The organism is Streptosporangium sp. G12 (assembly GCF_052983175.1).
In genome coordinates this window covers 1-25640 of the sequence record NZ_JBRIQO010000024.1, presented here as the reverse complement: position 1 = coordinate 25640, position 25640 = coordinate 1, and the positions used below count along the sequence as shown (strand labels likewise).

At 70.8% G+C, this 25640-nt stretch carries 27 protein-coding genes and 1 pseudogene; 13 read left to right on the top strand and 15 right to left on the bottom strand.

All coding sequences use genetic code 11. The features are described from left to right. Nucleotides 1–48 precede the first annotated feature (48 nt). A complete protein-coding gene (locus tag ACVCAG_RS32540; RefSeq protein WP_362679946.1) occupies nucleotides 49–654 on the bottom strand; it encodes a TetR/AcrR family transcriptional regulator in 606 nt (201 codons plus the stop codon). Between the two features lie 310 nt (nucleotides 655–964). Then, nucleotides 965–1771: a CPBP family glutamic-type intramembrane protease gene (locus ACVCAG_RS32535; RefSeq protein WP_440087255.1), complete on the bottom strand. Its 807-nt coding sequence runs from the start codon at nucleotides 1769–1771 to the stop codon at nucleotides 965–967. Between the two features lie 124 nt (nucleotides 1772–1895). On the opposite strand from ACVCAG_RS32535, the gene ACVCAG_RS32530 reads away from it, so the two are divergent. Further along, on the top strand, nucleotides 1896–3047 hold the full coding sequence (locus tag ACVCAG_RS32530; RefSeq protein ID WP_440087257.1) for a histidine kinase: 1152 nt from the start codon (nucleotides 1896–1898) through the stop codon (nucleotides 3045–3047). Nucleotides 3048–3085: 38 nt separating this feature from the next. After that, nucleotides 3086–3709 carry a response regulator gene (locus tag ACVCAG_RS32525; protein ID WP_440087286.1) on the top strand — a complete coding sequence of 208 codons (624 nt, stop codon included), beginning with the start codon at nucleotides 3086–3088 and terminating at the stop codon, nucleotides 3707–3709. A 42-nt stretch (nucleotides 3710–3751) separates the two neighbouring features. Here ACVCAG_RS32525 and ACVCAG_RS32520 read toward each other — a convergent pair whose 3' ends face one another. Genes ACVCAG_RS32520 through ACVCAG_RS32505 form a run of 4 tightly spaced genes read right to left on the bottom strand, consistent with a single transcriptional unit; the run spans nucleotide 3752 to nucleotide 7424 of the window. Beyond that, a complete protein-coding gene (locus ACVCAG_RS32520) occupies nucleotides 3752–4375 on the bottom strand; it encodes a response regulator (protein WP_440087258.1) in 624 nt (207 codons plus the stop codon). 3 nt (nucleotides 4376–4378) lie between these two features. Then, a complete protein-coding gene (locus tag ACVCAG_RS32515; protein ID WP_440087259.1) occupies nucleotides 4379–5734 on the bottom strand; it encodes a histidine kinase in 1356 nt (451 codons plus the stop codon). Further along, a complete protein-coding gene (locus ACVCAG_RS32510; RefSeq protein WP_440087260.1) occupies nucleotides 5692–6534 on the bottom strand; it encodes an ABC transporter permease in 843 nt (280 codons plus the stop codon). The genes ACVCAG_RS32515 and ACVCAG_RS32510 overlap by 43 nt, the downstream gene beginning before the upstream one ends. A 47-nt stretch (nucleotides 6535–6581) precedes the next feature. After that, the gene (locus tag ACVCAG_RS32505) at nucleotides 6582–7424 is read right to left on the bottom strand and encodes an ATP-binding cassette domain-containing protein (RefSeq protein WP_440087261.1); all 843 of its coding nucleotides are present in this window, start codon (nucleotides 7422–7424) and stop codon (nucleotides 6582–6584) included. A gap of 350 nt (nucleotides 7425–7774) precedes the next feature. Between ACVCAG_RS32505 and ACVCAG_RS32500 the strand changes: the two genes are divergently transcribed. Beyond that, complete coding sequence (locus ACVCAG_RS32500; RefSeq protein ID WP_440087262.1) at nucleotides 7775–8173, top strand: glutaredoxin domain-containing protein; 399 nt, start codon at nucleotides 7775–7777, stop codon at nucleotides 8171–8173. Between the two features lie 102 nt (nucleotides 8174–8275). Here the strand turns inward: ACVCAG_RS32500 and nucS are convergent, their stop codons facing one another. The 5 genes from nucS to ACVCAG_RS32475 all read right to left on the bottom strand — a co-directional run bounded on the left by nucS (nucleotide 8276) and on the right by ACVCAG_RS32475 (nucleotide 11989). Then, nucleotides 8276–8935 (bottom strand): endonuclease NucS, encoded by a 660-nt coding sequence (nucS, locus tag ACVCAG_RS32495; protein ID WP_440087263.1) that lies wholly within the window; start codon nucleotides 8933–8935, stop codon nucleotides 8276–8278. A gap of 144 nt (nucleotides 8936–9079) precedes the next feature. Further along, on the bottom strand, nucleotides 9080–10234 hold the full coding sequence (locus ACVCAG_RS32490; RefSeq protein WP_440087264.1) for an ABC transporter permease: 1155 nt from the start codon (nucleotides 10232–10234) through the stop codon (nucleotides 9080–9082). After that, entirely contained in the window at nucleotides 10231–11109 is an 879-nt protein-coding gene (locus ACVCAG_RS32485; protein ID WP_440087265.1) for an ATP-binding cassette domain-containing protein, read from the bottom strand. Before ACVCAG_RS32485 ends, ACVCAG_RS32490 begins: the two co-directional genes overlap by 4 nt. Beyond that, on the bottom strand, nucleotides 11106–11576 hold the full coding sequence (locus tag ACVCAG_RS32480) for a winged helix-turn-helix domain-containing protein (protein ID WP_447191020.1): 471 nt from the start codon (nucleotides 11574–11576) through the stop codon (nucleotides 11106–11108). Before ACVCAG_RS32480 ends, ACVCAG_RS32485 begins: the two co-directional genes overlap by 4 nt. Continuing rightward, complete coding sequence (locus tag ACVCAG_RS32475) at nucleotides 11549–11989, bottom strand: hypothetical protein (RefSeq protein WP_440087267.1); 441 nt, start codon at nucleotides 11987–11989, stop codon at nucleotides 11549–11551. The genes ACVCAG_RS32480 and ACVCAG_RS32475 overlap by 28 nt, the downstream gene beginning before the upstream one ends. Before the next feature lie 287 nt (nucleotides 11990–12276). Here ACVCAG_RS32475 and ACVCAG_RS32470 point away from each other — a divergent pair, with 287 nt between their 5' ends. The 3 genes from ACVCAG_RS32470 (at nucleotide 12277) to ACVCAG_RS32460 (ending at nucleotide 14327) form a co-directional block, all read left to right on the top strand. Further along, nucleotides 12277–12597 (top strand): ATP/GTP-binding protein, encoded by a 321-nt coding sequence (locus ACVCAG_RS32470; protein WP_440071814.1) that lies wholly within the window; start codon nucleotides 12277–12279, stop codon nucleotides 12595–12597. Nucleotides 12598–12673: 76 nt separating this feature from the next. Continuing rightward, the gene (locus ACVCAG_RS32465) at nucleotides 12674–13387 is read left to right on the top strand and encodes an alpha/beta hydrolase (RefSeq protein ID WP_440087269.1); all 714 of its coding nucleotides are present in this window, start codon (nucleotides 12674–12676) and stop codon (nucleotides 13385–13387) included. 148 nt (nucleotides 13388–13535) lie between these two features. Further along, nucleotides 13536–14327 carry an alpha/beta fold hydrolase gene (locus ACVCAG_RS32460; protein ID WP_440087270.1) on the top strand — a complete coding sequence of 264 codons (792 nt, stop codon included), beginning with the start codon at nucleotides 13536–13538 and terminating at the stop codon, nucleotides 14325–14327. A gap of 164 nt (nucleotides 14328–14491) precedes the next feature. Here ACVCAG_RS32460 and ACVCAG_RS32455 read toward each other — a convergent pair whose 3' ends face one another. Together ACVCAG_RS32455 and mce are read right to left on the bottom strand one after the other, a co-directional pair. Further along, on the bottom strand, nucleotides 14492–15775 hold the full coding sequence (locus tag ACVCAG_RS32455) for a DivIVA domain-containing protein (RefSeq protein ID WP_440087271.1): 1284 nt from the start codon (nucleotides 15773–15775) through the stop codon (nucleotides 14492–14494). Nucleotides 15776–15932: 157 nt separating this feature from the next. Further along, nucleotides 15933–16394 carry a methylmalonyl-CoA epimerase gene (gene mce / locus ACVCAG_RS32450; RefSeq protein WP_440087272.1) on the bottom strand — a complete coding sequence of 154 codons (462 nt, stop codon included), beginning with the start codon at nucleotides 16392–16394 and terminating at the stop codon, nucleotides 15933–15935. Nucleotides 16395–16477: 83 nt separating this feature from the next. Here mce and ACVCAG_RS32445 point away from each other — a divergent pair, with 83 nt between their 5' ends. Together ACVCAG_RS32445 and meaB are read left to right on the top strand one after the other, a co-directional pair. Further along, the gene (locus ACVCAG_RS32445) at nucleotides 16478–17665 is read left to right on the top strand and encodes an acetyl-CoA C-acyltransferase (RefSeq protein ID WP_440087273.1); all 1188 of its coding nucleotides are present in this window, start codon (nucleotides 16478–16480) and stop codon (nucleotides 17663–17665) included. Continuing rightward, the gene (meaB, locus tag ACVCAG_RS32440) at nucleotides 17662–18606 is read left to right on the top strand and encodes a methylmalonyl Co-A mutase-associated GTPase MeaB (protein WP_440087274.1); all 945 of its coding nucleotides are present in this window, start codon (nucleotides 17662–17664) and stop codon (nucleotides 18604–18606) included. The genes ACVCAG_RS32445 and meaB overlap by 4 nt, the downstream gene beginning before the upstream one ends. Before the next feature lie 55 nt (nucleotides 18607–18661). Here meaB and ACVCAG_RS32435 read toward each other — a convergent pair whose 3' ends face one another. After that, entirely contained in the window at nucleotides 18662–19339 is a 678-nt protein-coding gene (locus ACVCAG_RS32435) for a DUF4230 domain-containing protein (RefSeq protein WP_440087275.1), read from the bottom strand. 55 nt (nucleotides 19340–19394) lie between these two features. Further along, nucleotides 19395–20810 (bottom strand): hypothetical protein, encoded by a 1416-nt coding sequence (locus tag ACVCAG_RS32430; protein ID WP_440087276.1) that lies wholly within the window; start codon nucleotides 20808–20810, stop codon nucleotides 19395–19397. A 291-nt stretch (nucleotides 20811–21101) separates the two neighbouring features. Here ACVCAG_RS32430 and ACVCAG_RS32425 point away from each other — a divergent pair, with 291 nt between their 5' ends. The 5 genes and pseudogenes from ACVCAG_RS32425 to ACVCAG_RS32405 form a co-directional block, all read left to right on the top strand. Then, nucleotides 21102–21635 carry a MarR family transcriptional regulator gene (locus ACVCAG_RS32425; RefSeq protein WP_440087277.1) on the top strand — a complete coding sequence of 178 codons (534 nt, stop codon included), beginning with the start codon at nucleotides 21102–21104 and terminating at the stop codon, nucleotides 21633–21635. Between the two features lie 361 nt (nucleotides 21636–21996). Beyond that, nucleotides 21997–23664: a methylmalonyl-CoA mutase family protein gene (locus ACVCAG_RS32420; RefSeq protein ID WP_440087278.1), complete on the top strand. Its 1668-nt coding sequence runs from the start codon at nucleotides 21997–21999 to the stop codon at nucleotides 23662–23664. 46 nt (nucleotides 23665–23710) lie between these two features. Further along, a complete protein-coding gene (locus ACVCAG_RS32415; protein WP_447191019.1) occupies nucleotides 23711–24652 on the top strand; it encodes a tetratricopeptide repeat protein in 942 nt (313 codons plus the stop codon). 135 nt (nucleotides 24653–24787) lie between these two features. Beyond that, nucleotides 24788–24913 (top strand): annotated as a pseudogene (locus ACVCAG_RS32410) (IS607 family transposase); the annotation flags it as partial. Nucleotides 24914–25203: 290 nt separating this feature from the next. Further along, the coding region (locus ACVCAG_RS32405) for a helix-turn-helix domain-containing protein (RefSeq protein WP_440087280.1) at nucleotides 25204–25640 on the top strand (437 nt) is incomplete at its 3' end.

The window sequence follows — 25640 nt, the reverse complement described above, 5'->3', positions numbered from 1 at the left end:
CATGTCGGAGGACGGGCCCGGCGGACCCGTTCTCGTCTCCCGCGGGCGTCAGGTCACGAAGGACCTGTGGAAGATGTGCGTGGCGGTGTCGATCAGCTTGCCGACCGGAGGCGGGTCGTCGGCCAGGACCCACTCGATGAGCAGCTCCTGGACCGCTCCGATCATGCCCAGCGCGAGGAGGCGCTGGTTGGCCTTCGTGGCCTCCGGCAGGTCGGCGACGTTCGACTCGATCGTCTTGATGAAGGCCGCGACGGCCGACTGCCTGGAGGTGGTGAGGCAGTCGCCCGCCCGGCGCACCTCCAGATGCATGATCCGCGCGCGGCGCCTGTCGCCGGTGACGAAGTTGATGTAACTGGTGACCCCTGTCTTGACCCGGGAGGCCAGGGTGTCGGGGGCCTGGTCGATGGCTTTCGACATTTCCTCCAGCGTCTCGCGCACGCATCGGTCGTACACGGTCTGCATCAGCTCGTCGCGACCCGAGAAACACTCATAGAAGGCGCGGTTGGAGATGCGTGCCGCGGCGCACAATCTCTCGATCGTCGTTTCCGGGAATCCGGGGTCGGCGTAAAGGGTGTACGCCGCGGAGACGAGGCGCTCCCGGCGTTCCGCCAGCCGCTCCTCCGCAGACATTCCCCGGTAGGACCGTCCATTCATGTCAAGCTCCCGCAGGTCAGCGCGGGGTTGACAGATACTCGCTTTATCACTTCCACCTCATGGTTCTGGCCCCCGGAATCAACCATTATGGGTGCAAGATCCTTTTTGTGGAAGGGTTGTTGTGTTATTACTTACATCCCCGGTGCAAGAAGGTGACAAGTCTGAGTAGTCGGTCAAGGTCCTGCCGTTCGCGCGAACGAGGTGCGCTCCATTCCGGCCGGAGCGGGAAAAACACGGTCGCCGGTCACCGGCCCCCGCTCATTCTCGGCTCCGCTCGTCCCCGGCGGGCGGCGCAGAGGCCGGACGGTCGTCACCGGCGGGAGTGGAGCTCCGCGTCGGCGGGGCGCGGGCTCCTGCCCGACCGGGGCAGGACGGCCAGCCCGGCCAGGAAGAGAGCGCAGGTCAGCAGGATGAGCTGCACGTCGTAGCGGAGATCCTTGGTGGGCGTCAGCAGGTTGCCGACGTGGAAGCCGGTGTGCACGCCGACCGCCATCCAGACCGCGCCGCTGCGCACCCGCGCCGCCGTGCAGGCGAAGCCCAGGGCGGTCGCGAGCACGACGTAGAGCAGTTTCTCGGCGAGGTCGTCGGCCGGGCTCTGGGAGACGATGTGCATGACGCCGAAGACCGCCGACACGACGAACAGGACCATGCGCGGTGACAGGCGGTCCGAGAGTGTGTCGAACAGGTGCCCCCGCCAGAGCAACTCCTCGGGGAACGCCTGGCCGAGCACGATGATCGCGATCGCGAGCGCCAGGTAGGGCAGTGCGGGCGCCGCCCCCTGCTCCCACGAGGTCCAGGTGGCCACGCCCAGGGCCACCGAGAGCGCGTTCCCGGCGACCACCGGCACAGCGCCGACGAGCAGGCCGACCGGCACATGCCACACGGCGGACCAGGACCACGTCAGCCGCACCCCCGACCAGCTCTGGCGGCCCAGGCAACGGCGGATCGCGTACACCAGGGCGATCGACGCGACCGTGGTGCCGAGCACGCCCAACGGTCTGTAGAGCGGATTCCCCTGGTCCATCAGCAACACGACGGGCAACGTTCCGACCAGGATCTGGACGAACATGGCGGCCATGGTTATCAGCACGGCCCAGACGGGGCGAGTGGCTTTCATGGACGGCAAGATTAGAAACGGGCGCCGCGCGGCACATCGAGCGGCGGATAGAAACGACCATGACCATCGTCATGGTGACTGTGGGGGGATCACCATCGGGAGTCCGGCGGCCTAAGGTCGTGGCATGCTGCGTTTGGACTGGTTACGCGACGCCGACCGGCCGTTCCTGTTCAGCGTTCTGTTCTGGGGCGTGCTCGTCGCCACCGCCGTCGTCCACGTCCTCTCTCCCAGCGGCCCGCTCGCCCGCGTGCTGACCGGGCTGAACCTCGCGCTGGTCGCGGGCCTGTGGCTGGTGTTGCCGTGGGACCTGTCGCGAGGCCGCCGCTTCGTGGCCCCGATGTTCCTGGTGGCCACCCTGCTGCTGGGGGCCACCGGTTCCAGGGGCACCCACACGCTGCTCCCCCTCATCGCCGTCGCCAACCTCGCCTTCCTGTACGGCATGCGCGCCGCGTCGGTCATCCTGACGTCTCTGGCGGTGTTCCTGTTCGCGGCCGTCCCGCTGCTCTTCGGCAAGTCCGTCCTCGACGGGCTGGCCCAGGTCGGGGAGATGGCGATGTTCTCCGCGTTCGTGCTGGGGATGGCCTCGTCCACCCTGGAGGCGCGCCGCAGCCGTGAGGAGACGCGGCGCCTGCTGGGGCGGATCAGGGAGCTCGCGGTCGCGGAGGAACGGGCGAGGATGGCCGCGGAGATGCACGACTCGATCGGGCACCACCTGACCGTGATCAAGATGGATCTGGAGAACGCCGAACGTTTCCGCGAGCGCCGCCCGGACGCCGCCTGGGACGAGGTGCGCCAGGCCAAGGAGCTGACCGTCGAGGCGCTGGCCGACGCCCGGCGATGGGTGCGCGCGCTGCGCCCGCTCGGGCTGGACGGCCGGGTGGGCAGCGCGGCGCTGGAACGGCTGGCCGCCTCGTTCGACGGCACGGGCATCACGGTCACCTTCGAGGTGGAGGGCACCGAGCACCGGCTGGACGCCGACGCCGAGCTGGTGCTGTACCGGGTGCTGCAGGAGGGGCTGACCAACGCGCTCAGGCACGCCGAGGCGCTGCACGTGAGCGTCAGGCTCGTCTTCGGTGAGGCGCGGACCGTGCTCGTGGTCGCCGACGACGGCAAGGGCACCGGCGAGCGCTCCCGGCGGGGTTTCGGGCTGACGGCGCTGACCGAGCGGGCCCGGGCCCTCGGAGGTACGCTGACCGGCGGCAACGCCCCGGAGGGCGGGTTCGCGTTACGGGCCGAGCTACCGGTCGCTCCGGCCGGAGTGGGGAGGCGATCGTGAGCTCGATCAGGATCATCCTGGTCGACGACCAGGCGCTGATGCGCCGGGGGCTGCGCAAGCTGCTGGAGGTCGAGCCCGGGATCGAGGTGGTGGGGGAGGCGGCCGACGGCCAGGAGGCGCTGCGGGTGGTGGCGGAGACCGACCCGGACGTGGCTCTCGTGGACGCGCGGATGCCCGGGATGGACGGGGTCGAGCTGATCGTCCGGCTCGCCGCGGAGCACCCGAGGGTGGCCGCGATCGTGCTCAGCACCTTCGACGAGGACGACTACATCTTCGGCGCGCTGCGCGGCGGCGCCCTGGGCTACCTGCTCAAGGACTGCTCACCCGAGGAGCTGGTCTCGGCAGTCCACCGGGTGGGCCGGGGGGAGACGGTGCTCGGCGCCCCGGTGGCCGCCAGGCTGGTCGCCGAGCTCCGGCACGCGCCCGCGGCGGGCGGCGGATCGCGGGCGGAGGACCTGCTCTCCACCCGCTTCCGCGGGCAGGACCTGCTCTCCGCCCGCGAGGTCGAGGTGGCCAGGATGGTCGCACAGGGGGCCGCCAACCGGGAGATCGCGGCCCGGCTGTTCATCACCGAGGGCACGGTCAAGAACCACGTCTCCAGCGTGCTGCGCAAGCTGGGCCTCCGCGACCGGATCCAGCTCGCCCTGCACCTCAAGGAGTGACCTCGCGCCGGCGCATCCGATGAAACGTACGCGGTCACCGCGCTAGCGGGTGAGCAGGCCCCGGTCCAGGGCCGTGGTCACGGCGGCGGTGCGGTCGGAGACGCCGAGCTTTCCGAAGACGCGCAGCAGATGGGTCTTCACCGTGGTCTCGCTGATGAAGAGGGCCCTGCCGATCTCCGCGTTGGTCAGCCCCCCGGCGACCAGGGAGAGCACCTCCGTCTCGCGTGGCGACAGCGACTCGGCCACCGGAGCCCGCATCCGGGTGACCAGCCTGGTCGCCACCGACGGCGACAGCACGGTCTCCCCGCGCGCCGCCGAGCGGATCGCGGCCAGCAGGTCGGCCCTGGAGGTGTCCTTCAGCAGATACCCCGCCGCACCGGCCTCGACCGCCCGCACGATGTCGGCGTCGGTCTCGTAGGTGGTCAGCACGACCACCCGGCTCTCCGGCCGCCCGGTGAGGATGCGCGAGGTGGCGCTCACCCCGTCCCCGTCCGGCATGCGCAGGTCCATCAGGATCACGTCCGGTGCGAGCTCCCCGGCCCGTACGACGGCCTCGTCCCCGGACGCCGCCTCACCCACCACCGTGATCCCGGGGTCGGCCTCCAGCATGCCCCGAAGGCCCTCGCGGACCACCGGGTGATCGTCGACGATCATCACGCGAAGCATGTGTCACACCCTCTGGGCGGGCTGGCCGGCCCGGCCGCCGGCGGCGCCGGGCAGGTCCGGAGGATCGTCGGCGGGGAGGGCGGGCGGATCGGTGGGGGCGCCGGTCGGCTCCGGGAGGTCGCCGTCGGCGGGGAGGGCGGGCCGGCCGGTGGGGACGACCACTTCGAGTGCCGTCCCCCCGCCGGGGAGTCCCGTCACCGTGAGGGTCCCGCCGACCTGCTCCACGCGGGCGCGCATGCCCCGCAGGCCGTACCCCTGGCCGCCGAGCGGCTCGAAACCGCGTCCGTCGTCGCGTACCTCCAGCCGCACGGAGCCGTCGCGGTAGGCGATCGAGACCGCGACGGACTCCGCGGCCGCGTGCCTGCGCACGTTGGCCAGGCCCTCCTGGGCGGCGCGGACGAGCACCACCTCGACGGGCGCGCTCAGCGGCCGGGGCTCCCCGTGCACCTCGAACCCGCCGGACAGGTCCGTCTCCTCGCCGAGCCGGTTCGTCAGCCGCCGCAGCGCCTCGTCCAGGGTCGAGTCGTTCAAAGGGGCCGGGCTCAGCGTGGTGACCAGCAGACGGGCCTCGGTCAGGTTCTCCCGTGCCGTCTGGACGGCCAGCGCCAGGTGACGGGACGGGTCCGGCTGCGCCTCGGCCGCCTGGATCAGCATGATGATGCTGGTGAAGCCCTGCGCCAGGGTGTCGTGGATCTCCCCGGCGAGCCGCTCGCGCTCGGCCTGTGCCCCGCGCTCGGCCGAGAGCCTGGCTATCTCGGCCCGGCTGCTCTCCAGCTCCTCGATGAGCGCGGCCCGCTCCCCGCTCTGCGTGGTGATCCGCTCGATCCAGATGCCGAACGTGGAGGAGAAGAAGATGGTGGTCATGGCGACCACCAGGAAGTTGAACGGCTCCGGATTCTCCTCCAGGAACAGGTAGCGGATCATCGGGGAGAGGTTCAGCGCGATCATGGCGATGATCGCCCACCTGACGCGGAAGACGATGAAGCACTGCGGGCACAGGCCGAACAGGGCGAACGTCACGTAGGACGCGGTGAGCCCCGGGGGAACGAACAGCGTGATCAGCAGGACGATGTAGATCGCCCCTCGCACCCGGTCACCGCCGACGATCGCCGGGCGGCCCAGCAGGACGTAGAGCGGCAGGATCGCGGCCAGGCAGCCCGCCACGATCACCTTCTCCGACACGGGCACGTCGGCGGCGAGCGCGCCCCAGATGGGCGGGAGGAGCCCGAGGACCAGAAGTATCTCCCAGCCCCACAGCGACTCCCAGGCGTGGGCACCGGCCCCCCGGACGGGGGGCTCGGTGTGGCCGTCGCGGCTCATCCGTCTCGGCGGCTCTTCCAGCGGAACGTCATCAGGCACAGCAGCAGTCCTCCGATCGCCCAGGCTCCCAGAACCAGGGCGACCCGGTCGAGTTCGTACGAGTTCGCGACCTCGAGCGTGGCACCGGCGTCACCCAGGAAGACCGACCGGAAACCCTGGCACATCCACTTGAGCGGGAAGATCGAGGCGACGTTCACCAGCCAGGCCGGCAACTGCCCGATGGGGATGAACACCCCGGAGATGAACTGCAGCACCACGAACGGCATCGCGATCACCGCGCCGGCGCTCTTGGCCGACCTGGGCAGGCTGCTGATCGCGACCCCGAGCAGGGACGAGCCGGCCACACCGAGCACGAACACCCAGGTGAAGGTCACCCACCTGGACGCCTCCGACGGCAGGTCCAGGTCGAACAGCGCGACCCCGATGGCCAGCAGGATGACGACCTGCAGGAAGGAGACGAACAGGGTGTTGAGGGCCTTGCCGATGAAGTAGGAGGTACGGGGCAGCGGGGTGCTCGCCAGCCGTTTGAGGGTGCCGTCGTCACGGTCCATCGCGACGTTGATGCCGAGGTTCTGGAACCCCGTCATCGCGGCGGTCCCGATGAGTCCGGCCACGTAGAGCTGGGAGACGGTCAGGCCGGTTCCCTCCATCTCGCTGGAGAAGATCGAGCCGAAGAGCACCAGCATGACGATCGGGAGGGCGAAGGTGAAGATCACCGCGTCCCGCTCGCGGAAGAACATCCTGTTCTCGAGGACCATCCGTGACAGCCCCAGTCGCATCACGGAGGGTTGCCCGGCCTGGACGGCCGGGGCGGAAGGGCGGGCAAGGGTCTGGCTCATATGGCTGATCACCTCGGGGGATCGGTCGGCGCTCGTACGGGAGACGATCAGGCTGGGGTCTCGATGAGGCGGAGGTAGACGTCCTCCAGGGTGGGACGGGTCACGGCCAGTTCGGGGACCTCGCCGTCGAAGCGGCCGGTCAGCTCCAGGACCGTCCTGGTCGGCGTGTCCGTCTCCAGGGAGCGGCGTTCACCCGCGTCGGACCAGCTCACCAGGGCCTTGGCGGTGGCCCTGCCGCCCAGGGTCTTGGGCTCGCCCTCGGCCACGATCCGCCCCCCGGCGACCACGGCCACCCGGTCGGCCAGTGCCTCGGCCTCGTCCAGGTAGTGGGTGGTCAGCACGATCGTGGTGCCGTCGCGGGCCAGGCCCTCGATCAGCTCCCAGAACCGCCTGCGGGCCTCCGGGTCGAACCCGGTGGTCGGCTCGTCCAGGAAGAGCAGCTCCGGGTCGCCGATCACCCCCAGCGCGACGTCCACCCGGCGCCGCTGGCCGCCCGAGAGCTTCCGGATGCGCTGGTCCGCCTTCTCCGTGAGCCCGACCTGCTCGATCACCTCGTCCGGGTCCTTGCCCCTCGGGTAGTAGCCGGCAAAATGCCGCACGGTCTCCCGTACGGTCGCCTCGGCCGCGTCGTCGGCCGTCTGCAGCACGACGCCGATCCGCGAACGCCACGCGCGGGTGGGCCTGCCGGGGTCCACCCCCAGGACGCTGACCTCCCCGGCGTCCCTGGTGCGGTGTCCCTCCATGATCTCCACCGTGGTGGACTTCCCGGCCCCGTTCGGGCCCAGGATCGCGAACACCTCGCCCGCGTGGATGTCGAGATCGATCCCCCCGACGGCCTGGACGTCGCCGTAGCGCTTGGTCAGGCCTCTCACTCTCACCGCTGTGTGCATGTCCCAAGCGTCGCGTTCGCACGGTCCGTGCGGCACCGACGTTCGATGGAACCCCGTGTCCACCGAACGGAGGACACGGGGCCGCGTCATCCGGTTCGGTTGTCAGGGGAACCGGTGTAACGGGGACCGTCGTCAGGGGGACCACAGAACGACCGGGGAGCGCGAGGGGCCGAAAAGGCCCTTCGCCCGGGGTTCGGGGCGGTGCCCTGAGGAGACCCTGAGGAGACCCTGAGGAGACCCTGAGGAGACACGGCCTGAGCCTGGTTCGCGCGAAGCGCCGGGGCGGTGAGACCGGCGAGGTCGGTGAGGTCCATGCCGTCAGGTCACGAGCGGCTTGAGATACTTCCCCCATGTCCCCGGTGTCCTTCGCGCTCCTTGTTCTCGCCGTTCTCGCCATCGTGTTGCTCGTCGTCACGAACCTGCCTCGCCGAGGCCGGACGGCGTCGTACGAGAACGCGGACCACGGGGGCGTGGTCGTCTACTGGCGCCCCGGTTGCACGTACTGCATGAAGTTGCGCACGCGCCTGCGCTTCACGCGGCTGCGCTACAGCGAGGTCAACATCTGGAGAGATCCCGAGGCGGCGGCGTTCGTCCGCTCGGTCGCGGACGGGAACGAGACCGTACCGACCGTGACCGTGGCCGGAAAGGCGATGGTGAACCCGTCGAAGGCCCGGCTGCTCGAAGCGGTCAGGACGCACACCCCGCACCTGGCACCCGGCGACGGGAGGCCGGCCGGGGAGCGTGACTGACGGAGCAGGCGTGACGCCCGGCCCCGGGGCGGGAATCCCCACGGGATCGCATCGCGGAGATCCCCGCCGAAGACCGGCCGTCGGTGCGTCGGGCGTCGGAACTCAGAACAGGGTGTCGTTGCGCTCGATGCCGCGCAGCTCGTCGTAGTCGAGGGTGACGCAGCGGATGCCGCGGTCCTCGGCGAGGGTCTTGGCCTGGGGCGCGATGCTCTGGGCGGCCAGGACGCCGCCGACCGGGGCGAGCAGGGGATCGCGGTTCATCAGCTCCAGGTAGCGGGTGAGCTGTTCCACGGCGTCGATGCCCGCGCGGCGCTTGAGCTCCACGGCGACGGACGCGCCCGTGTGGTCGCGGCAGAGGATGTCGACGGGGCCGATGGCCGTCATGTACTCGCGGCGGACGAGCGTCCAGCCCGCGCCCAGGGTGGTGATGTGCTCGGCGAGCAGCTCCTGCAGGTGGGCCTCGACGCCATCCTTGATCAGGCCCGGGTCCACGCCCAGCTCGTGGCTGGTGTCGTGGATGATCTCCTCCATGGTGAGGACGAGCTTCTCGCCGGTCTTGCCGTGGGTCACCGTCCAGGTGCCCTCCTCCTCGCGGAGCTTGCACGGCGGGTTCATCCAGTTGAGCGGCTTGAAGGCCCGGTCGTCGGCGTGGATGGAGACGCTGCTGTCGGCCTTGATGAGGATGAGCCGGGGCGCCATCGGGAGATGGGCGGTGAGCTTCCCGACGTAATCCACGCTGCACCGCGCTATGACCAGACGCATGACCGAACCCTATCGGCCGGACGAGGCCCGGATCCCCGTGATCCGGCCGGGCGGCCTGATGACCTGGCGGCCCGGTGAACGAAGACGGACTCCCCGGCCGTACGGCTCGGGGAGTCACGCCCGTCGAGAGGAAGGGCCGCAGGGTCAGCGCATCGCCTCGGAGAGCTTCACGCGGGCGCCGGTACGCAGGACCGCGCGGCTGTAGATGCGGGCGCCGAGCATCAGGGTGCCCACCGTCGCCAGCAGCATCAGGACCGCCGCCACGAGGATCTCCCAGGTGTACACCTCGCCCCCGGCCATCCTGACCGGCATGACCATCGAGGAGAACGGCGGCACCAGCGACAGGATCCTGGCCACCGGGCTGCCCGGCTGGACCGCCGCGAAGTAGGCGACCAGGTAGGTGATCATCATGAGCATCGTCATCGGGGTCAGGACGCTGTTCGCGTCCTCCTGCCTGGACACCAGCGACCCGAGCGCCGCCGCCATCGCGGCGAAGAAGGCGTACCCGAGGATGAACCAGAACAGCGCGCTGACCACGATGCCCGTCATGCCCGGGGGCAGGTCGGCCGCGAGGCCGGTCGCCGCCGCCGCGCCGAGACCGGCCACGATGATCACGACCATGTTGGCCAGCGCGAGCGCGCCCAGCCCCACGATCTTGCCGCCGAGCAGCTGCCAGGGGCGGACCGAGGTGAGCAGGATCTCCACGATCCGGCTGCCCTTCTCCTCGACCACGCCCATCGCGACGTACATGGAGGAGTAGATGAGCAGGAAGAACAGCACCATGACCAGCAGGGACGCGATGCCCACCCGCACCCCCGCGTAGCGGGCGTCGGCGCCGATGGAGACCTGCTCCAGGGGGGCGACCCGCATGGCGGCGGCCACCTTGGCCGGATCGAGGCCCGCCTCGGACAGCTGCCGCTGGGTCTGGGTGGTCTGGTTCGCGGTCTCCAGCAGCAGGCCGAGCTCGCCGTCCACCTCGCCGTCGGCGAGCACCCTGCGGCGGTCCACCACGGCGGCGTCCACCTCGTCGAGGCTGATCGCGCTGACCGCGGCCCCCTCGTCGGGGAACTTCCTGATGGTGATCTTCACGTCCTTCGCCGCGCCGGTCAGGGCCGGTTCCAGCGCCTGCGCCTGCGCTCCGGCGAGTCCCACGGTGTAGGAGTCGGGCCCGGAGAAGAGCTTGGGCAGGAACGCCAGCGCCGCGACCAGGAGGGCGCTGACCACGAGCCCGATGACGAACGCCTTCGTACGGCCGCGCGTGACGATCTCCCGCCGCGCGACCAGCCACAACCCGTTCACGCGACGGCCTCCCTGAAGATCTCGGTGAGCGTGGGGCGCTGCCAGCCGAAGTGCTCGACCCTTCCGGCCTTGACCGCGAGGCGCAGGATCTCCTGGCCGTCGCCGTCGACGCCCGCGACGAGGACCTCGTCGCCCTTCTCGGTGACCTCTCCCGGCAGGGAGGCGGCCCATCCGGGGGAGGCGTCCCTGACGACCACCCTGAGCCGGCCGCGCCCCTCCCGGTCGCGCAGCTCCTCGACCGTGCCGCTGGCCACCACGCGGCCCGCGGAGATGATGCCGACCGAGTCGCAGAGCCGCTCGACGAGGTCCAGCTGGTGGCTGGAGAAGAGCACCGGCACGCCCGCGGCGCGGCGCTCGGCGAGCACCTCGGCCAGCGCGTCGACGGCGAGCGGGTCCAGCCCGGAGAAGGGCTCGTCCAGGATGAGCGCCTCGGGATCGTGCACCAGCGCCACCGCGAGCTGCACGCGCTGCTGGTTGCCCAGGGAGAGCGCGTCCACCGCGTCGTTGGCGCGCTCGGTGAGCGAGAGCCGTTCGAGCAGGTCGGCGGTGGCCTTCCTGGCCCCGCTCGGGGTCAGTCCACTGAGCCTGCCGAAGTACTCGACCTGCTCGGCGACCCTCATCTTCTGGTAGAGGCCGCGCTCCTCCGGCATGTAGCCGAACCGGCGCCGGTCGTCGAACGTCAGGGCCTTGCCGTCGCGGCGCACCGAGCCGGAGTCGGCGGTCAGCACGCCCATCAGGATGCGCATCGTGGTGGTCTTGCCCGCGCCGTTCGCTCCGACGAAGCCGAACATCTCGCCCGGTTTCACGGAGAACGTCACACCGTCCAGGGCGACCTTGTCGCCGTACCGTTTGTGCAGGTCGTCTAACTCGATCATTGGGGGGATCCCTCGGTGAGGCGCCTCAACACGGAGACGTAGTCATGGAACGCCCGGCGGCCCTCGTCGGTCATGGCCAGCCAGGTGCGTGGACGCTTACCCACGAAGGCCTTCTCCACGTGCACGTAGCCGGCCTCCTCCAGGGTGATGACGTGCTTGGAGAGCAGCGAGTCGCTGACCTCGATCGTGTCGCGCAGGAAACGGAACTCGGCCTTGTCGGTGGCCGAGAGGGCGGCCATGATCGACAGCCGGACGGGTGCGTGGATGACGTCGTCGAGGTCGTGCCGGGGGTGCGAGCCCGTGCCACCCCCGGTGCTTCCCGTGCCACCCCCCGTGCTCCCCGCGTCGCGCGTCGCCCGGCCCGCGCCGCCGCCCGTACGACGCGTACGGCCCGCCCCCTCCGTGCCGTTCGCGTCGCCGTTCGTGCCGTTCGCCACGCTCACCGCCCCGCCGGCAGCACGCGCCACGCCGCGTAGAGGGGCGGGACGCTCGCGCAGAGCGACAGCGCGATCAGCGCCGCGCTCCAGCCGACGCCCGGGTCGTCGGGACGGAGGAACGCGCCGAACACGAACACGATCACGACCAGGACGACGTACGAGATCGTCACGGGGCCGTTCGACCTGTTGGCCCAGGTGACCTCCGGGTCCTGGACCCTCATGCCGCCGAGGTATCCGACGAACAGGACGGTCAGCACGATCCACGCCACCCCGGCCGTGACCCGCGACCAGGCGGGGCCGAGGAACATGACGGGCCAGTAGACGATCGTGCCCAGACCGACGACCGCGTAGAGCAGGCCGACGACGCGCGCCGGCCGCCTGGTCCGCCGGTCGACCTCGGCGATCCGCCGCAGGGCCTCCTCCGGTGTCATCTCGTCCTTCACGTCTCCTCCTCCGCTCACATCCTCAAATGGTAATTACTACTCAACTCTGATTCAAGTACTTTCTGTCTGCTCCTCGGTCACCCGACCGGCTTTTGGGGTAGTCGGTACCTCTCTGGGAGACTGTTGCGATGCCGGAAAGGGCGGTCCGCCATGTGGGGCGGACCTGGCGGGCAGGGTGGGAGAGCGATGACGAGCACTTTTGAGGCGGTCGAGGTGACCGGGACACCCGATGGGACCGGGACGGACGACCTCGGCGCCGCGTGGGTCCGGAGCATCCGAGACCTGCCGTGAGCCCCCGCAAGGCCCGCCGCGCCGACCCCTTCGACCGAGGCGGCAACCGGGGACACTCCCGTCCCGTCGGCGGCTTCGTGCCCGGCCTCGACCGTACCGAGGAGTGGCCCGACGGCGACTGGCAGGTGCGCCGGGTCACCGGCGGCGCGGCGGACAAGGTCTACCGCTGCCCCGGCTGCGACCAGGAGATCAGGCCAGGCCTGCCGCACCTGGTCAGCTGGCCCGCCTGGCAGGGCGGGGAGGACGAGCGCAGGCACTGGCACACCGCGTGCTGGCGCAACCGGGTCAGGCGCGGTCCCGGCCGAAGCAGATACTGACCGGCCGGCCACGACCGGCACGACTGGCCACGACCGGCGCTGACGTCGGCCGGCCGAAGCGGATTCGAGGAGAGACATGGAGATTCGGGCCTCTACGGTGCTGCCCGCGCGCAGGGAGCCGATCGAGCTGCACACCGGCGACGGCCTGACGCTCGTCGGCGAGCTGGCCCTTCCCGCCGACCGGCCCCCGGTGGCCACGCTGGTCTGCCTGCACCCGCTGCCCACCCACGGCGGCATGATGGACAGCCACGTCTACAAGAAGGCGGCCAACCGGCTGCCCGCCCTCGCCGACCTGGCCGTGCTGCGCTTCAACACGCGCGGCACCACCTCGGAGCGGGGCACCTCCCAGGGCGCCTTCGGCGGGGGCGAGGACGAGCACCTCGACGTCGCCGCCGCCCTGGAGTACGCCGACTTCCACGACCTGCCCCGGGTCTGGCTGCTCGGCTGGTCCTTCGGCACCGAGCTGGCGCTCAAGTGGGGCCGCGACCCGCTGGTGGAGGGCGCGATCCTGCTCTCCCCGCCGCTGCACCGGGCCACCGACGCCGACCTCGACGCGTGGGCGGAGTTCGGCCGGCCGCTGACCGCGATGATCCCGGAGTTCGACGACTACCTGCGTCCCGAGCAGGCCCGCGAGCGCTTCGCCAGGGTGCCCCAGGCCGAGGTCGTCGGTGTCGACGACGCCAAGCACCTGTGGGTCGGCGAGCCGTACGTGCGCATCGTCCTCGACCGGATCGTCCTGCGGGTGAATCCGGCCGCCCACCCCCTGCCCACCGAGGTCCCGGACGCCTAGGAGCCTGTCCGGTTCGGACCTCTCACGGGATCTTCGTCGCCGTATCGCCGGGCGGGTCCCGTTCGTTGACGGCGGAGTTACCACAACGTCATAAACGGTTGTGGAACCGGGGGTGCCAGGAGGGGACCCCGGGAATACGGTGGACGGCGTGCAGCTGTACACACGGTCGGCGGGAGAGGGGCTTCCGGTCGTCCTCCTTCACGCGTTCCCCCTCTCGTCGGCCATGTGGCTGGCCCAGCGGGAGGGGCTGTCCACGGTCTGCAAGGTCATCACCCCCGACCTGCGCGGTTTCGGCGGCTCGGTGCTGGGCGAGGACGAGCCCTCCCTCGACGTGATGGCCGACGACGTCGTACGCCTGCTGGACCGCGAGGGCGTGGACCGCGCGGTCGTCGGCGGGCTGTCCATGGGCGGCTACGTGACGATGGCCCTGTGCCGCCGCCACCCCGACCGGCTGCTGGGGGTGATCCTCGCCGGCACCAAGGCGGGGGCCGACCCGGAGGCCGCCAGGTCCAACCGCGAGCGGATCGCCGCCGCGGTGCTGGAGGAGGGCACGTCCGTCCTGCTGCGGGAGGTGCTTCCCGGGCTGGTCGGGCAGACCACCGTGCGGCGCAGGGCGATGGTGTTCGGCCGGGTGCGCGGGCTGGTCCAGTCGGCCCCGCCGACGGCCGTCGCCTGGGCGCAGCGGGCCATGGCGGGCCGCCCCGACTCCTTCGACACGCTGCGGGCGCTCAAGACGCCCGTTCTGGTGATCGTGGGTGAGGAGGACGAGATCGCCCCGCTCGCCGAGGCGGAGGCGATGGTCGAGGCCGTGCCCGACGGGCGGCTCGCCGTGATCGAGAAGGCCGGTCACCTCAGCGCGGTCGAGCAGCCCGAGGCGTTCAACCGGGCGGTGTCCGGCTTCGTCGCCGGGCTCGCCGGGGGGTCGTCACCTCGCGGATGAGGGGATCGCCACCTCGCGGATGAGCGGCGCGATCGCCGCGCCGTGGCGGCGTCACAGGCATGGACGGCCTGGCGGGGCGGCGGTGAGACAGGAAGAGCCCGGCGACCGTGAAGGTCGCCAGGCTCTCTGGTAGCCGTCGCCAACGCCCCGGAGTCAGCGGCCGCCTATTCCTGCCACCACTCCGCGTCGTCGTCCTTCGTCTCGGCCCTGGCGGGCGCGGGAACCGGCTTCTCGGCGCCGTTGGCGGCGGCGGGGATGGCCGGCTTCGGCGGTGCCGCGGCGATCGCGGGCTCCGGCTCGGCGGCCGGGAGCGGCGCGCCACCGAGCAGCTGGCGCAGCTGCGCGAGGTGGCTGGTGATGCTGTCGCGCTGACGGGTCAGCTCGTCGACCTGGCGCTGGGCGACCGAGCGGCTGCGCTCGGACTCGGCCTTCGCCTCGGAGACGATGGACTCGGCGCTCGCCTTGGCCTCGGAGACGACCTGGTCGGCGTTCTTGCGCGCGTTGGCCAGCAGCTGCTTGGCGTGCGTGTCGGCCTCGCGGCGGGTCTGCTCGGCCTGCTGCGTGGCCTTGGTGGCCCGCTGCTCGGCGGTGGCCGCCCGCTGCTCGGCGGTGGCCGTCAGCTGCTGGGCCGCGGCCTGCGCGTTGGCGTGGCGCTCGGCCTCCTGGCGCTCGGCCTCCTCGCGCCTGGCGGCGAGCTGGATCTCGAACTCCGCCTCGTCCTGGGCCCGCTTGGCCTCGGACTCCTCGAGCACCCGCTGGGCCTGGGCGCGCATCTCGTCGGCCTGGCGCTTGGCGGTGGTGAGGACCTCGTCGCGCTCGCGCTTGGTCGAGGCGCGCAGCTGGGCCACCTCGCGCTCGGTGGTGGTGCGCAGCTTGGCGATCTCACGCTCGGAGTCGGCGCGCTTCTCGGCCACCTCGTGGTCGGCGGTGGCGCGCAGCTTGGAGACCTCGCGCTCGGTGGTGGCGGTCAGCTCGTCGGCCTCGCGGCGGGCCGTCGAGCGGATCTCCTCGGCCTCGCGCTCCGCGCTGGTGCGCATCTCGTCGACCTCGCGGGTGGCGAGGGCGCGCTTCTCGGCCGCCTCGTTCTCGGCGGCGGCGCGCAGGTCGGCGGCCTCGACCTTGGACGCCGCCTTGATCTCGTTCGCCTCGGACCTGGCCGCCTGGACCAGCTCGGTCGCCTGCTCCTCCGCCAGGCGGAGCAGTTGCTCGATGCGGGCGCCGAGCCCCGAGTAGGTCGGGCGCTCCTGCTCCTGAAGCTGGCGCTGGGAGTCGGACAGATCCCGCTGCAGGCCCTGAACCTGCTCCCGGGACTGCCGGAGCTCGCTGTCGAGCTGCTTCAGGTGGTCGTGGACCTGGTGCCGGTCATAGCCACGGAGCACCACGTCGAATTCCCGAGCGGGGGCGTCTTCAAAGAAGTTGTTGAGCTGGGCGTCGATGTCGGACTGCATGGAGGCTCGATCCTGGGTTGTCGAGACGGCTACACGGGCCGGACGGGGGTTTCAGGCATCCGAAGCGGGAGCCGGGGCGGGATCCACGTCCGGTGGTACGCCAGCGTACTCCGCCGGTGCCGAGTTGGCGGTCTCGTCCGGCTTTATGCGTGACTTGTTACGTATCAGCGTTTCTTGCATTCGGCGTGACCTCGGCTTGCCTTTCCGCGGCCTGCACGAGTTCGGTGAGCATTCCCCCGACGTCTTTGGGGTGAAGAAAAGCGATCGAGGAGCCCAGGGATCCGTGGCGCGGCTGCTTGTCGAGGAGGCGGACACCCCTGTCGCCGATCTTCTCCAGGGCCTGCACGACGTCCGGGACGCCGAAGGCGACATGATGAACACCTTCCCCGCGCTTCGCGAGAAATTTGCCGACCGGCGTGTCGGGGCCGAGCGGTTCGAGGAGCTGGATATAAGATCCACCGCCCTCGCCGTCGGCGATGTGCAGCATGGCCTCCTTCACTCCCTGCTCGGTGTTCACCTCGCGGGCCACCACCGTGAGCTCGAAGATCCGCTCGAACAAAGCGATCTTCTCCTCAAGGTCGTGGCAGGCGATTCCCACATGATCGATGCGCATGAACATAGGGACATCCTCCATGGCGATCGCTGATGTACTCATGGGTATGGTGGCAAAGTCGCCCCAAGCCCGCCAGGGAGGCTCCACTTATGTCTGGTTCCGTCATCGTCGCCGGAGCTCGTACGCCCATCGGAAGACTGCTCGGCTCGCTGTCCGGCCTGTCGGCCGCCGAACTCGGCGGCATCGCCATCAAGGCCGCGCTGGAGCGTTCCGGCGTCGCCCCCGAGGCGGTGCAGTACGTGATCATGGGGCAGGTGCTCCAGGCGGGCGCCGGTCAGATCCCCTCCCGCCAGGCCGCCGTCAAGGCGGGCGTCCCGATGACCGTGCCGTCCCTGACGATCAACAAGGTCTGCCTCTCCGGCCTGGACGCCATCGCCCTGGCCGACCAGCTCATCCGCGCCGGCGAGTTCGACATCGTGGTCGCGGGCGGCATGGAGTCCATGTCGAACGCCCCGCACCTGCTGCCCGGCCTGCGCAGGGGCGTGAAGTACGGCTCCGCCGGCATCGTCGACTCGATGGCCTTCGACGGCCTCACCGACGCCTACGACCAGGTGGCCATGGGCGAGTCCACCGAGCGGCACAACGCGCGCCTCGGCCTCACCCGCGAGGAGCAGGACGCGTACTCCGCCCGCTCCCACGAGCTCGCCGCGGCCGCGATCAAGAACGGGACGCTCGACGACGAGATCGTGCCGGTGGCCATCCCGCAGCGCAAGGGCGAGCCGGTGGTCTTCTCCGCCGACGAGGGTGTGCGCGGGGACACCACCGTCGAGATCCTGTCGCGGCTGCGGCCCGCGTTCGCCAAGGACGGCACGATCACCGCCGGGTCGGCCTCGCAGATCTCCGACGGCGCCTGCGCGGTGGTCGTGATGTCCAGGGCCAAGGCCGAGGAGCTCGGCCTCGACTGGCTGGCCGAGATCGGCGCCCACGGCAACGTCGCCGGGCCCGACAACTCGCTCCAGTCGCAGCCCGCCAACGCGATCAAGCACGCCCTCGGCAAGCAGGGACTCTCGGTCGGCGACCTCGACCTGCTGGAGATCAACGAGGCCTTCGCGCAGGTCGTCCTCCAGTCGGCCAAGGAGCTCGGCGTCTCCCTCGACAGGATCAACGTCAACGGCGGCGGCATCGCCGTCGGCCACCCGATCGGCGCCTCAGGCGCCCGCATCGTGCTCACCCTCGCCCACGAGCTCAGGCGCAGGGGCGGCGGTCTCGGCGCGGCCGGTCTCTGCGGTGGTGGCGGGCAGGGCGACGCCCTGATCATCCGCGTCCCCTCGGCATGACCGCGGAGGTCTCCGACCTGGTCGCGATGGCCAGGGAGGGAAGGCCGCGGGCCGTGGCCCGGCTGATCTCCATGGTCGAGAACGGCTCCCCGCGACTGCGGGAGATCACCGGGCTGCTCTGCGCGGACCGGCCGCACCGGGCCCGGATCATCGGGCTCACCGGCTCTCCCGGCGTCGGCAAGTCCACCTCGACCGGCATGCTGGTCCACGCGTTCCGCAAGCGGGACTTGAGGGTCGGCGTGCTCGCCGTCGACCCGTCCTCGCCGTTCACCGGCGGCGCGCTGCTGGGCGACCGGGTCCGGATGCAGGACCACGCCACCGACCCGGACGTGTTCATCAGGTCGATGGCGAGCCGGGGGCACCTGGGAGGGCTGTCGTGGGCCACGCCCCAGGCGTTGCGCGTCCTGGAGGCGGCCGGCTGCGAGGTCATCCTCGTCGAGACCGTCGGGGTCGGCCAGGCGGAGGTGGACATCGCCTCGATGGCCGACACCACCGTCGTGCTGCTCGCCCCCGGGATGGGCGACGGCATCCAGGCGGCCAAGGCGGGCATCCTGGAGATCGCCGACGTGTTCGTGGTGAACAAGGCCGATCGCGAGGGCGCCCAGGCAACCGTCCGCGAGCTCCGCAACATGATCGCCCTGGTCGAGCGGCCCTGGAGGCCGCCGATCGTGCAGACCGTGGCCTACCGGGGCGAGGGGGGCGAGGAGGTGGTCGGCGCCCTTGACGACCACCTGGCCTATCTGGAGGCGTCGGGCGAGCTCGTCCGCCGCCGCCACGCCAGGGCGAGGGACGAGATCGAGGCGATCGCCCTCACCACCCTGCGCTCCCGCTTCGCCCACCTGCACGGCGACCGGCGCCTCGACGCCCTCGCCACCCGCGTCCTGGACGCGGGACTCGACCCCTACACCGCGGCGGACGAGCTCCTGGCCGCCGCGGGCTGAGCGAGGTCCGCGTTCCGGTGTCCGAACCCGTGTGCCGGGGCTCGGACACCGGGGCTCAGGTCTCGTCGGCGAACTTGACGGTGACCTTCTCGAAGCCGAGACCCTTCAGCAGGCCCTCAAGCATGATCTTGGTGTTCTGGTCGGCCCGGTTGCGCAGGTCGCTGGCCTGGGCGGCCTCGGCGATCTTCCTCTCGGCCAGCATGTAGAGCTCCCGCTGGTCGGCGGGGGAGGAGGACAGCAGGTCCTCGACCCGGTCGAAGAGACCGCGTTGCTGGGCGTAGACGTACGAGCGCTTGTTGTCGAGATTCGGCTTCTCCAGCTGGGCGCGGGGCAGCTTCACCGTGACCTCGGTACGGTCGGGGGAGACCGTCAGGGCGTTGCCGGCGATGCCGCCGAAGTCGACGTAGGCGTCGACGCCGCCGGCTCCGACGAAGAGCGTCCGGCTGCCCTTGACCGCGTCGGGCAGGAAGGCCGCGTCCTTCTCCAGGTCGACCACGACCTGGAAGTTGCCGGTGGCGGCCTCGAAGCGGCTGAGGTTGTGGATGGACTCCAGCAGCACCGGCTGGCTGCGATCGACCGTCTCCTCGCCGAACGGGTTCAGCCACGACCAGGTGAGGCGGGCGCCCACGACGAGAAGGACGACGACGACGAGCAGCCCGGCGAGGAAACGCCAGCCGCGCCCGCGTCGGGCCGCCTGGGGCGCCGCGGGCGGAGCTTCTTGGGAGGCTTTCACAGCGCTCTCCTTCCCCGGACGATGACCTTCTCACGCGGAGCCTATGCCGATCTTCCTATCCCCGTGGCGACGGGAGCGCGCCGCCTTCGGCGAAGGGGACGCGCCAGGGGCCGTCCAGGGTGCTCGCTCCCGGGGACGGGGGTCCGCCGGGTGCCTGGTGGCCGGTGCCGGGCCGGGGTTCGGGGCCGGTCGAGGCGCCCCCCGCCCCCTGCCCGGTCTGCCCTGTCTGAGAGGTCTGCCCTGCCTGGCCCCCGAAGTGAGTGCTTTGTAGCCGGCAGCCGGTGAAGTCGGCGTAGTAGAGCCGGAGCCAGTCGCGCCGCTGGACGTCCGTGAGGCCGGAGAACCACGCCGCGGCGTAGCGGTGTTCCGGGAGCGGTCCGCCGGGCAGAGGCTCGCCGCGCAGCCACGCGGCCACGATGTCGCGGTAGCCCGCCGCGGGGGTGGCGTCGCACCGGGCGGCCAGGCCGTCGACGAACTCGTCGGCCGCCTTCTCGGCGAACCCGGCCGCCAGGTCGTCGACGTGGATCGCGATCACGCCCGCGGCGACCGGGGTGGTGTCGCGCCGTGGGTGCTGCTCCACCCGGGAGAACTCCCCGGGCGTCCCCGCCAGCCGGGACGCGATCTTGATGAACTCCGCGCTCAGCTCGGGCAGGCCGGCGCGCATCCCCGGGTGCACGCAGACCATGATCGGCCATTCCTGGCAGCTGTAGACGACCTGCTGGGCCGAGACCGGCTGTTGCTCGGTGAACAGCCGGGCCATGCCGGTCCCCGCGGCCAGCACCGCGATCAGCGCGGCGGCCAGCACCAGGGCCTGGCGCGTCACGACCGCCGCCCAGCCGAGCAGCAGCGCCGAGCTGATCCCCACCAGCCAGAGCGTCTGGTCGGTGAACGCCGCCGCGTTCAGCCCCTGGAACGGGTCGTACGGCTCCCGCGTCGCGGGGGCGAGCCGGTCGCCCCAGGCCGGCCCCTGGCACAGCCAGGTGAACAGGCTGTAGCAGCCGAGCCCGGCCAGGACCGGGGTGATCGTCCACGGCAGCAGCCAGCCGACCACCCAGCCGATGACGACGTACAGCGCCAGTCCGGCCGCGCCCATCACCAGGCCGCTGGGCAGCAGCCGCCCGGCCTGCTCCGTGATCATGGTTCTGACCGCCAGGACCACGACGGTGGCGGTGAACGCGCCCCCCGACACCACCAGGATCGCGAGTGGCGCCCGCACCGCCTGCCACGGCGTCATCGACCGCCCGCGTGTCCCGCGCCGCCTGCGCACCGCCACCCAGGCGGCGAACGCGGCCGCCACCGGGCCGGTCAGCCGGAGCGAGCCGATCACCGCGACGACGATGTTCTCCCACGCGCTGACACCGGGAACCAGGACGCTCCACGCCGCGACCACCCCGAGCACGAGCAGGATGGCGACGGCCATCAGCCCGCTCTGCTGGAGTTCCTCGCGTGAAACGCCCCTGTGCTCACGCACCGGCCGGCGTGGTGAGAACCCACGCCGTGTCGGTGTAGCCGAAGTCCGTCCGGCGTTCGAACGCCGTCAAGTTGTCGTTCATCAAGCACCCCCCGTGCCGTGAATGTGCGGACGCCGGTCCCCTCGGCACCGGTCCGGCTCGCGTCCCCCGCAGGCCGGACTGAGTCATCGTGGCCACTTGGCCACGGCCTCACCATTCGATGTGGGAACCATAACGGAGCGTGACGTTTGGCGTCCGGGTTCTTGGTGAAGCCATCAGTCCGGTGACTCTACGTATATGGGCGAACCGGGATGAGGCCGCGCTACCGTAGCCCTGTGGTTACAGGTCAGCTGAATCTCCCGTTTGACCCCATCGAACGTGCCGCGGAGACATGGCGCGTTCACTTCGGGCCCTCCTCGGCCATGGCCGCCGTCACATCGATCATGAGAGCGCACCAGATCCTGCTGTCGCAACTGGACACGCTGCTCAAACCGCATGACTTGACCTTCGCCCGGTACGAGGCGCTGGTGCTGCTGACCTTCAGCAGGACGGGGGCGCTGCCGCTCTCCAAGATCGGCGAGCGCCTGATGGTCCACCCCACGAGCGTGACCAACACCGTGAGCCGCCTGGAACGTGCCGGTCTGGTGCGGCGCATGCCCAACCCCCGCGACGGCCGGGGCGTGCTCGCCGAGATCACCGACCGGGGCCGCGAGACCGTCCGCCGGGCGACCGCCGACCTGATGGACGCCGACTTCGCCCTGCCCATGTACGACGAGACGAAGCTGGACCAGATGTTCGACCTGTTCAGAACCCTCCGCGTGGCCGCCGGCGACTTCCAGTACTGAAGGCGACGCGTCGCGGTGAGGCCGCTCTTACCCGGCTCCTTCCCTCGTCGAACGAGGCCGCTCGTTCCTCGCGACCCCGCTCTCCTCGGTCCAGTCCCCGGCGCGGCCTCACGGGCTGAAGGCGACGCTGCGCGTCGCGGTGAGGCCGCTCTTACCCGGCTCCTTCCCTCGTCGAACGAGGCCGCTCGTTCCTCGCGACCCCGCTCTCCTCGGTCCAGTCCCCGGCGCCGCCTCACGTCTCCGGCAGCGGTCCCCCGCAGCGCGCGGCCGTACGCCTGGCCAAGAATTAATAGGACGTCCTAGTATCTGCATGAGGCCACAAGCCGGATAAGAAGCCACATGCCGTACAAGGGAGTTGGCCATGGACGCTGAGCGGATCGAGGCGGGACGGGCTCGCTGGCAGGCGCGGTTCGACGGGGCGCGCAAGCGCGAGGCGGAGTTCCGCACCCTCTCCGGGATCGACGTGGAGCCGGTCTACGGGCCCGAGGGCGGCGATCCGCGCATGGAGCGCATCGGCTGGCCCGGCGAGTACCCGTTCACGCGCGGTCTGCACCCCACCGGCTACCGGGGCAAGGCGTGGACCATCAGGCAGTTCGCCGGGTTCGGCAACGCCAGGCAGACCAACGAGCGCTACAAGATGATCCTCGGCGCGGGCGGCGGCGGGCTGAGCGTGGCCTTCGACATGCCGACGCTGATGGGCCGCGACTCCGACGACCCGCGCTCGCTCGGCGAGGTCGGCCACTGCGGCGTGGCGATCGACTCCGCGCTGGACATGGACCTGCTCTTCGACGGCATCCCGCTCGGCGACACCACCACCTCGATGACGATCAGCGGCCCGGCCGTCCCGATCTTCTGCATGTACGTCGTCGCCGCCGAACGGCAGGGGGTGCCCCTCGGGAAGCTCAACGGGACCCTGCAGACCGACATCTTCAAGGAGTACATCGCGCAGAAGGAGTGGCTGTTCGCCCCCGAACCGCACCTGCGGCTGATCGGCGACCTGATGGAGTTCTGCGCCACCGAGATCCCCGCGTACAAGCCGCTCAGCGTGTCCGGCTACCACATCCGCGAGGCCGGGTCCACGGCCGCCCAGGAGCTGGCCTTCACCCTGGCCGACGGGTTCGGCTACGTGGAACTGGGCCTGTCGCGCGGCCTGGACGTCGACGTCTTCGCCCCGGGCCTGTCCTTCTTCTTCGACGCGCACATCGACTTCTTCGAGGAGATCGCGAAGTTCAGGGCCGCCCGGCGGATCTGGGCGCGGTGGCTGCGCGACGTCTACGGCGCGAAGACCGACAAGGCCCAGTGGCTGCGCTTCCACACCCAGACGGCCGGTGTGTCGCTGACCGCGCAGCAGCCGTACAACAACGTGGTGCGCACCGCGGTCGAGGCGCTCGCGGCGGTGCTCGGCGGCACCAACTCGCTGCACACCAACGCGCTCGACGAGGTCCTCGCGCTGCCCTCCGAGAAGGCGGCGGAGATCGCGCTGCGCACCCAGCAGGTGCTCATGGAGGAGACCGAGATCGTCAACGTCGCCGACCCGCTCGGCGGCTCCTGGTACGTGGAGGCGCTGACCGACCGGCTGGAGGCCGAGGCCGAGGCGATCTTCACGAGGATCAGGGAGATGGGCTCGGACGGCACGATGACCTCGGGCATCCTGCGCGGCATCGAGGACGGCTGGTTCATGTCCGAGATCGCCGAGGCGGCCTTCGACTACCAGCGAAAGCTGGAGAAGGGCGAGAAGAGGATCGTCGGGGTGAACTGCCACACGGCCTCCATCGACGAGCCGCTGGAGATCCTCCGGGTCAGTCATGAGGTCGAGCGCGAGCAGAACCGCGTCCTGGCCGAGCGCCGCGCCACCCGCGACCAGGCGGCCGCGGACGCAGCCCTGGCCACGATGGTGCAGGTCGCCAAGGGTGAGGGCAACATGATCCCCGCCATGCTCGACGCGGCCAGGGCCGAGGCCACGCTGGGCGAGATCTGCGACGCGCTGCGCGACGAATGGGGCGTCTACACCGAACCGGCCCGCTTCTAGCGGTGGCGCGTCGGGGCATCGACCGGGATACGGCAGGATTGGAGTCATGAGCCCAGCGGACTTCACTCGACCCGGATCGCTCTACGGCGCCGTCGATCTCGGCGCCCGCAAGCAGGCACTCGAGGCACAGGCGCGGCGGGAGACCACCGCGCAGGGAACCGGCGGTGTTCCGGCGCCGGTCATCGACATCGACGACGCCAACTTCGCGACCGAGGTCGTCGAACGCTCCATGAACGGCCTCGTGCTGCTGGAGCTCACCGTCACCCGTGCCGAGCAGGCCAAGCAGTACAGCCAGCTTCTGGAGAAACTGGCCGCGGAGAACACCGGCCGGTGGGTCCTGGCCAGGGTCGACGTCGAGCTCAGCCCGCAGATCGCGCAGGCGCTCCGGGTGCAGAACGTGCCCGCCCTGTACGCGATCTTCCAGGGGCAGCCGGTGGCCGTCGTCCCGGGCATCGCCACCGAGCCGCAGCTGCGCGACTGGCTGTCGCAGCTGATGGAGGCACTGGCCCAGTACCTCCCGCCCCCCGGTGAGGAGGCCGCGAACGGGGCGGAGGAGCAGCAGCCGCAGGAACCCCCGGTCGACCCGGACGTGCTCGCCGCCGAGCAGGCCATCGACGCCGGTGACCTCGACGGCGCGGTGGCCGCGTACGAGCGGCTGCTGGCCCGCTCGCCGAACGACCAGGACGCCAAGCTGGGCCTGGCCGGCCTCGGCCTGATCCGCCGTACCCAGGACGTCGACCCGGCCGGCCTGCAGAGCCGCCTGGCCGACCCCGCCGACATCGAGGCCCAGCTCCTGGCCGCCGACTTCGAGATGCTCTCCGGCGAGGTGGACAAGGCCTTCGACCGGCTCGTCGACGTGGTGCGCCGCACCTCGGGCGCCGACCGCGACACGGCCAGGGTGCACCTGCTCGGACTGTTCGACACGCTCCCCGGTGACGACCCCTCCATCGGCAGGGCCCGCAGGAACCTGGCCAGCGCCCTGTTCTGAGCCCTGTTCCGAGCGGCGTTCCGGGCGATCGGCGGTCCGGGCACCCGGCTCACGGTCCGGATCGAGGGCCGGGTGACAGCCAGGCGACATGGGGTTGGAAGCAGTTGGTGGTGGAGCAGGTATCAGTACACGTGAGTGATCTTGAAAGAGTGGGTTAAGGCACAGGGTGTCCACCCGATCACCGCTTACCGGTGGTATCGGGAAGGCGCCTGGCCCGTGCCCGCCTGTAAGGTCGGACGGCTGATCCTGGCCCAGACGTCGATCCCGTCGCCTCGCACGACGCAACCACCATGGGGTAGGCCTGCGTCTCTTCGGCGGAGGCGTCTTCATCGACCTGCCCGCCTCCACCGACCCCACCTCGGCGGTCGCGGGCGGCTACGAGATCCAGATCGACGCCACCGACACCGCCACGGCTGACAAGACCACCGGCTCCCTCTACGGCTTCATGCGCTACCGAGGCGGGCGTCTGTCTCTTCGCCGATCGGGTAGTCATTGATCATGACTCCTACGTTACGTTAACGGTCAATGACGTACCGTGACGGGGAGGGTTGATGCGGGTCCACCAGGCCTACCGCTACGCCCTGGACCCCACCCCCGAGCAGGCGCGCCTGCTCGCCTCCCACTGCGGCGCGTCCCGGTTCGCCTTCAACTGGGGCCTGGCCCGCATCAAGGCCGCGATGGATCAGCGTGCGGCCGAGCAGTCCTACGACATCGCCGATGAGATGCTGACCGAGGTGCCGTGGTCGCTGTATGGCCTGCGCCGCGCCTGGAACGCCTCCAAAGAGGTCATCGCCCCGTGGTGGGCCGACAACTCCAAAGAGGCGTACAACAGCGGCTTGGACGGGGTGGTACGGGCGTTGAGGAACTGGTCGGCCTCCCGCAACAGCACCCGTAAGGGGCCGAAGATCGGGTTTCCCCGGTTCAAGTCCAAGCACCGCGCCGTTTCCTCGTGCCGGTTCACCACCGGAGCGATCCGGGTGGAGGCCGA

Excerpts from the sequence above, each read along its gene's own strand:
- ACVCAG_RS32500 (WP_440087262.1), top strand. The coding sequence starts at position 7,775 with ATGTCCCCGGTGTCCTTCGCGCTCCTTGTTCTCGCCGTTCTCGCCATC.
- ACVCAG_RS32485 (WP_440087265.1), bottom strand. The coding sequence starts at position 11,109 with ATGATCGAGTTAGACGACCTGCACAAACGGTACGGCGACAAGGTCGCC.
- ACVCAG_RS32415 (WP_447191019.1), top strand. The coding sequence starts at position 23,711 with ATGAGCCCAGCGGACTTCACTCGACCCGGATCGCTCTACGGCGCCGTC.
- ACVCAG_RS32535 (WP_440087255.1), bottom strand. The coding sequence starts at position 1,771 with ATGAAAGCCACTCGCCCCGTCTGGGCCGTGCTGATAACCATGGCCGCC.
- ACVCAG_RS32525 (WP_440087286.1), top strand. The coding sequence starts at position 3,086 with ATGCGCCGGGGGCTGCGCAAGCTGCTGGAGGTCGAGCCCGGGATCGAG.
- ACVCAG_RS32445 (WP_440087273.1), top strand. The coding sequence starts at position 16,478 with ATGTCTGGTTCCGTCATCGTCGCCGGAGCTCGTACGCCCATCGGAAGA.
- ACVCAG_RS32510 (WP_440087260.1), bottom strand. The coding sequence starts at position 6,534 with ATGAGCCAGACCCTTGCCCGCCCTTCCGCCCCGGCCGTCCAGGCCGGG.
- ACVCAG_RS32520 (WP_440087258.1), bottom strand. The coding sequence starts at position 4,375 with ATGCTTCGCGTGATGATCGTCGACGATCACCCGGTGGTCCGCGAGGGC.
- ACVCAG_RS32425 (WP_440087277.1), top strand. The coding sequence starts at position 21,102 with ATGAGGCCGCGCTACCGTAGCCCTGTGGTTACAGGTCAGCTGAATCTC.
- mce (WP_440087272.1), bottom strand. The coding sequence starts at position 16,394 with ATGTTCATGCGCATCGATCATGTGGGAATCGCCTGCCACGACCTTGAG.
- ACVCAG_RS32530 (WP_440087257.1), top strand. The coding sequence starts at position 1,896 with ATGCTGCGTTTGGACTGGTTACGCGACGCCGACCGGCCGTTCCTGTTC.
- meaB (WP_440087274.1), top strand. The coding sequence starts at position 17,662 with ATGACCGCGGAGGTCTCCGACCTGGTCGCGATGGCCAGGGAGGGAAGG.
- ACVCAG_RS32540 (WP_362679946.1), bottom strand. The coding sequence starts at position 654 with ATGAATGGACGGTCCTACCGGGGAATGTCTGCGGAGGAGCGGCTGGCG.
- ACVCAG_RS32505 (WP_440087261.1), bottom strand. The coding sequence starts at position 7,424 with ATGCACACAGCGGTGAGAGTGAGAGGCCTGACCAAGCGCTACGGCGAC.
- nucS (WP_440087263.1), bottom strand. The coding sequence starts at position 8,935 with ATGCGTCTGGTCATAGCGCGGTGCAGCGTGGATTACGTCGGGAAGCTC.
- ACVCAG_RS32420 (WP_440087278.1), top strand. The coding sequence starts at position 21,997 with ATGGACGCTGAGCGGATCGAGGCGGGACGGGCTCGCTGGCAGGCGCGG.
- ACVCAG_RS32465 (WP_440087269.1), top strand. The coding sequence starts at position 12,674 with ATGGAGATTCGGGCCTCTACGGTGCTGCCCGCGCGCAGGGAGCCGATC.
- ACVCAG_RS32455 (WP_440087271.1), bottom strand. The coding sequence starts at position 15,775 with ATGCAGTCCGACATCGACGCCCAGCTCAACAACTTCTTTGAAGACGCC.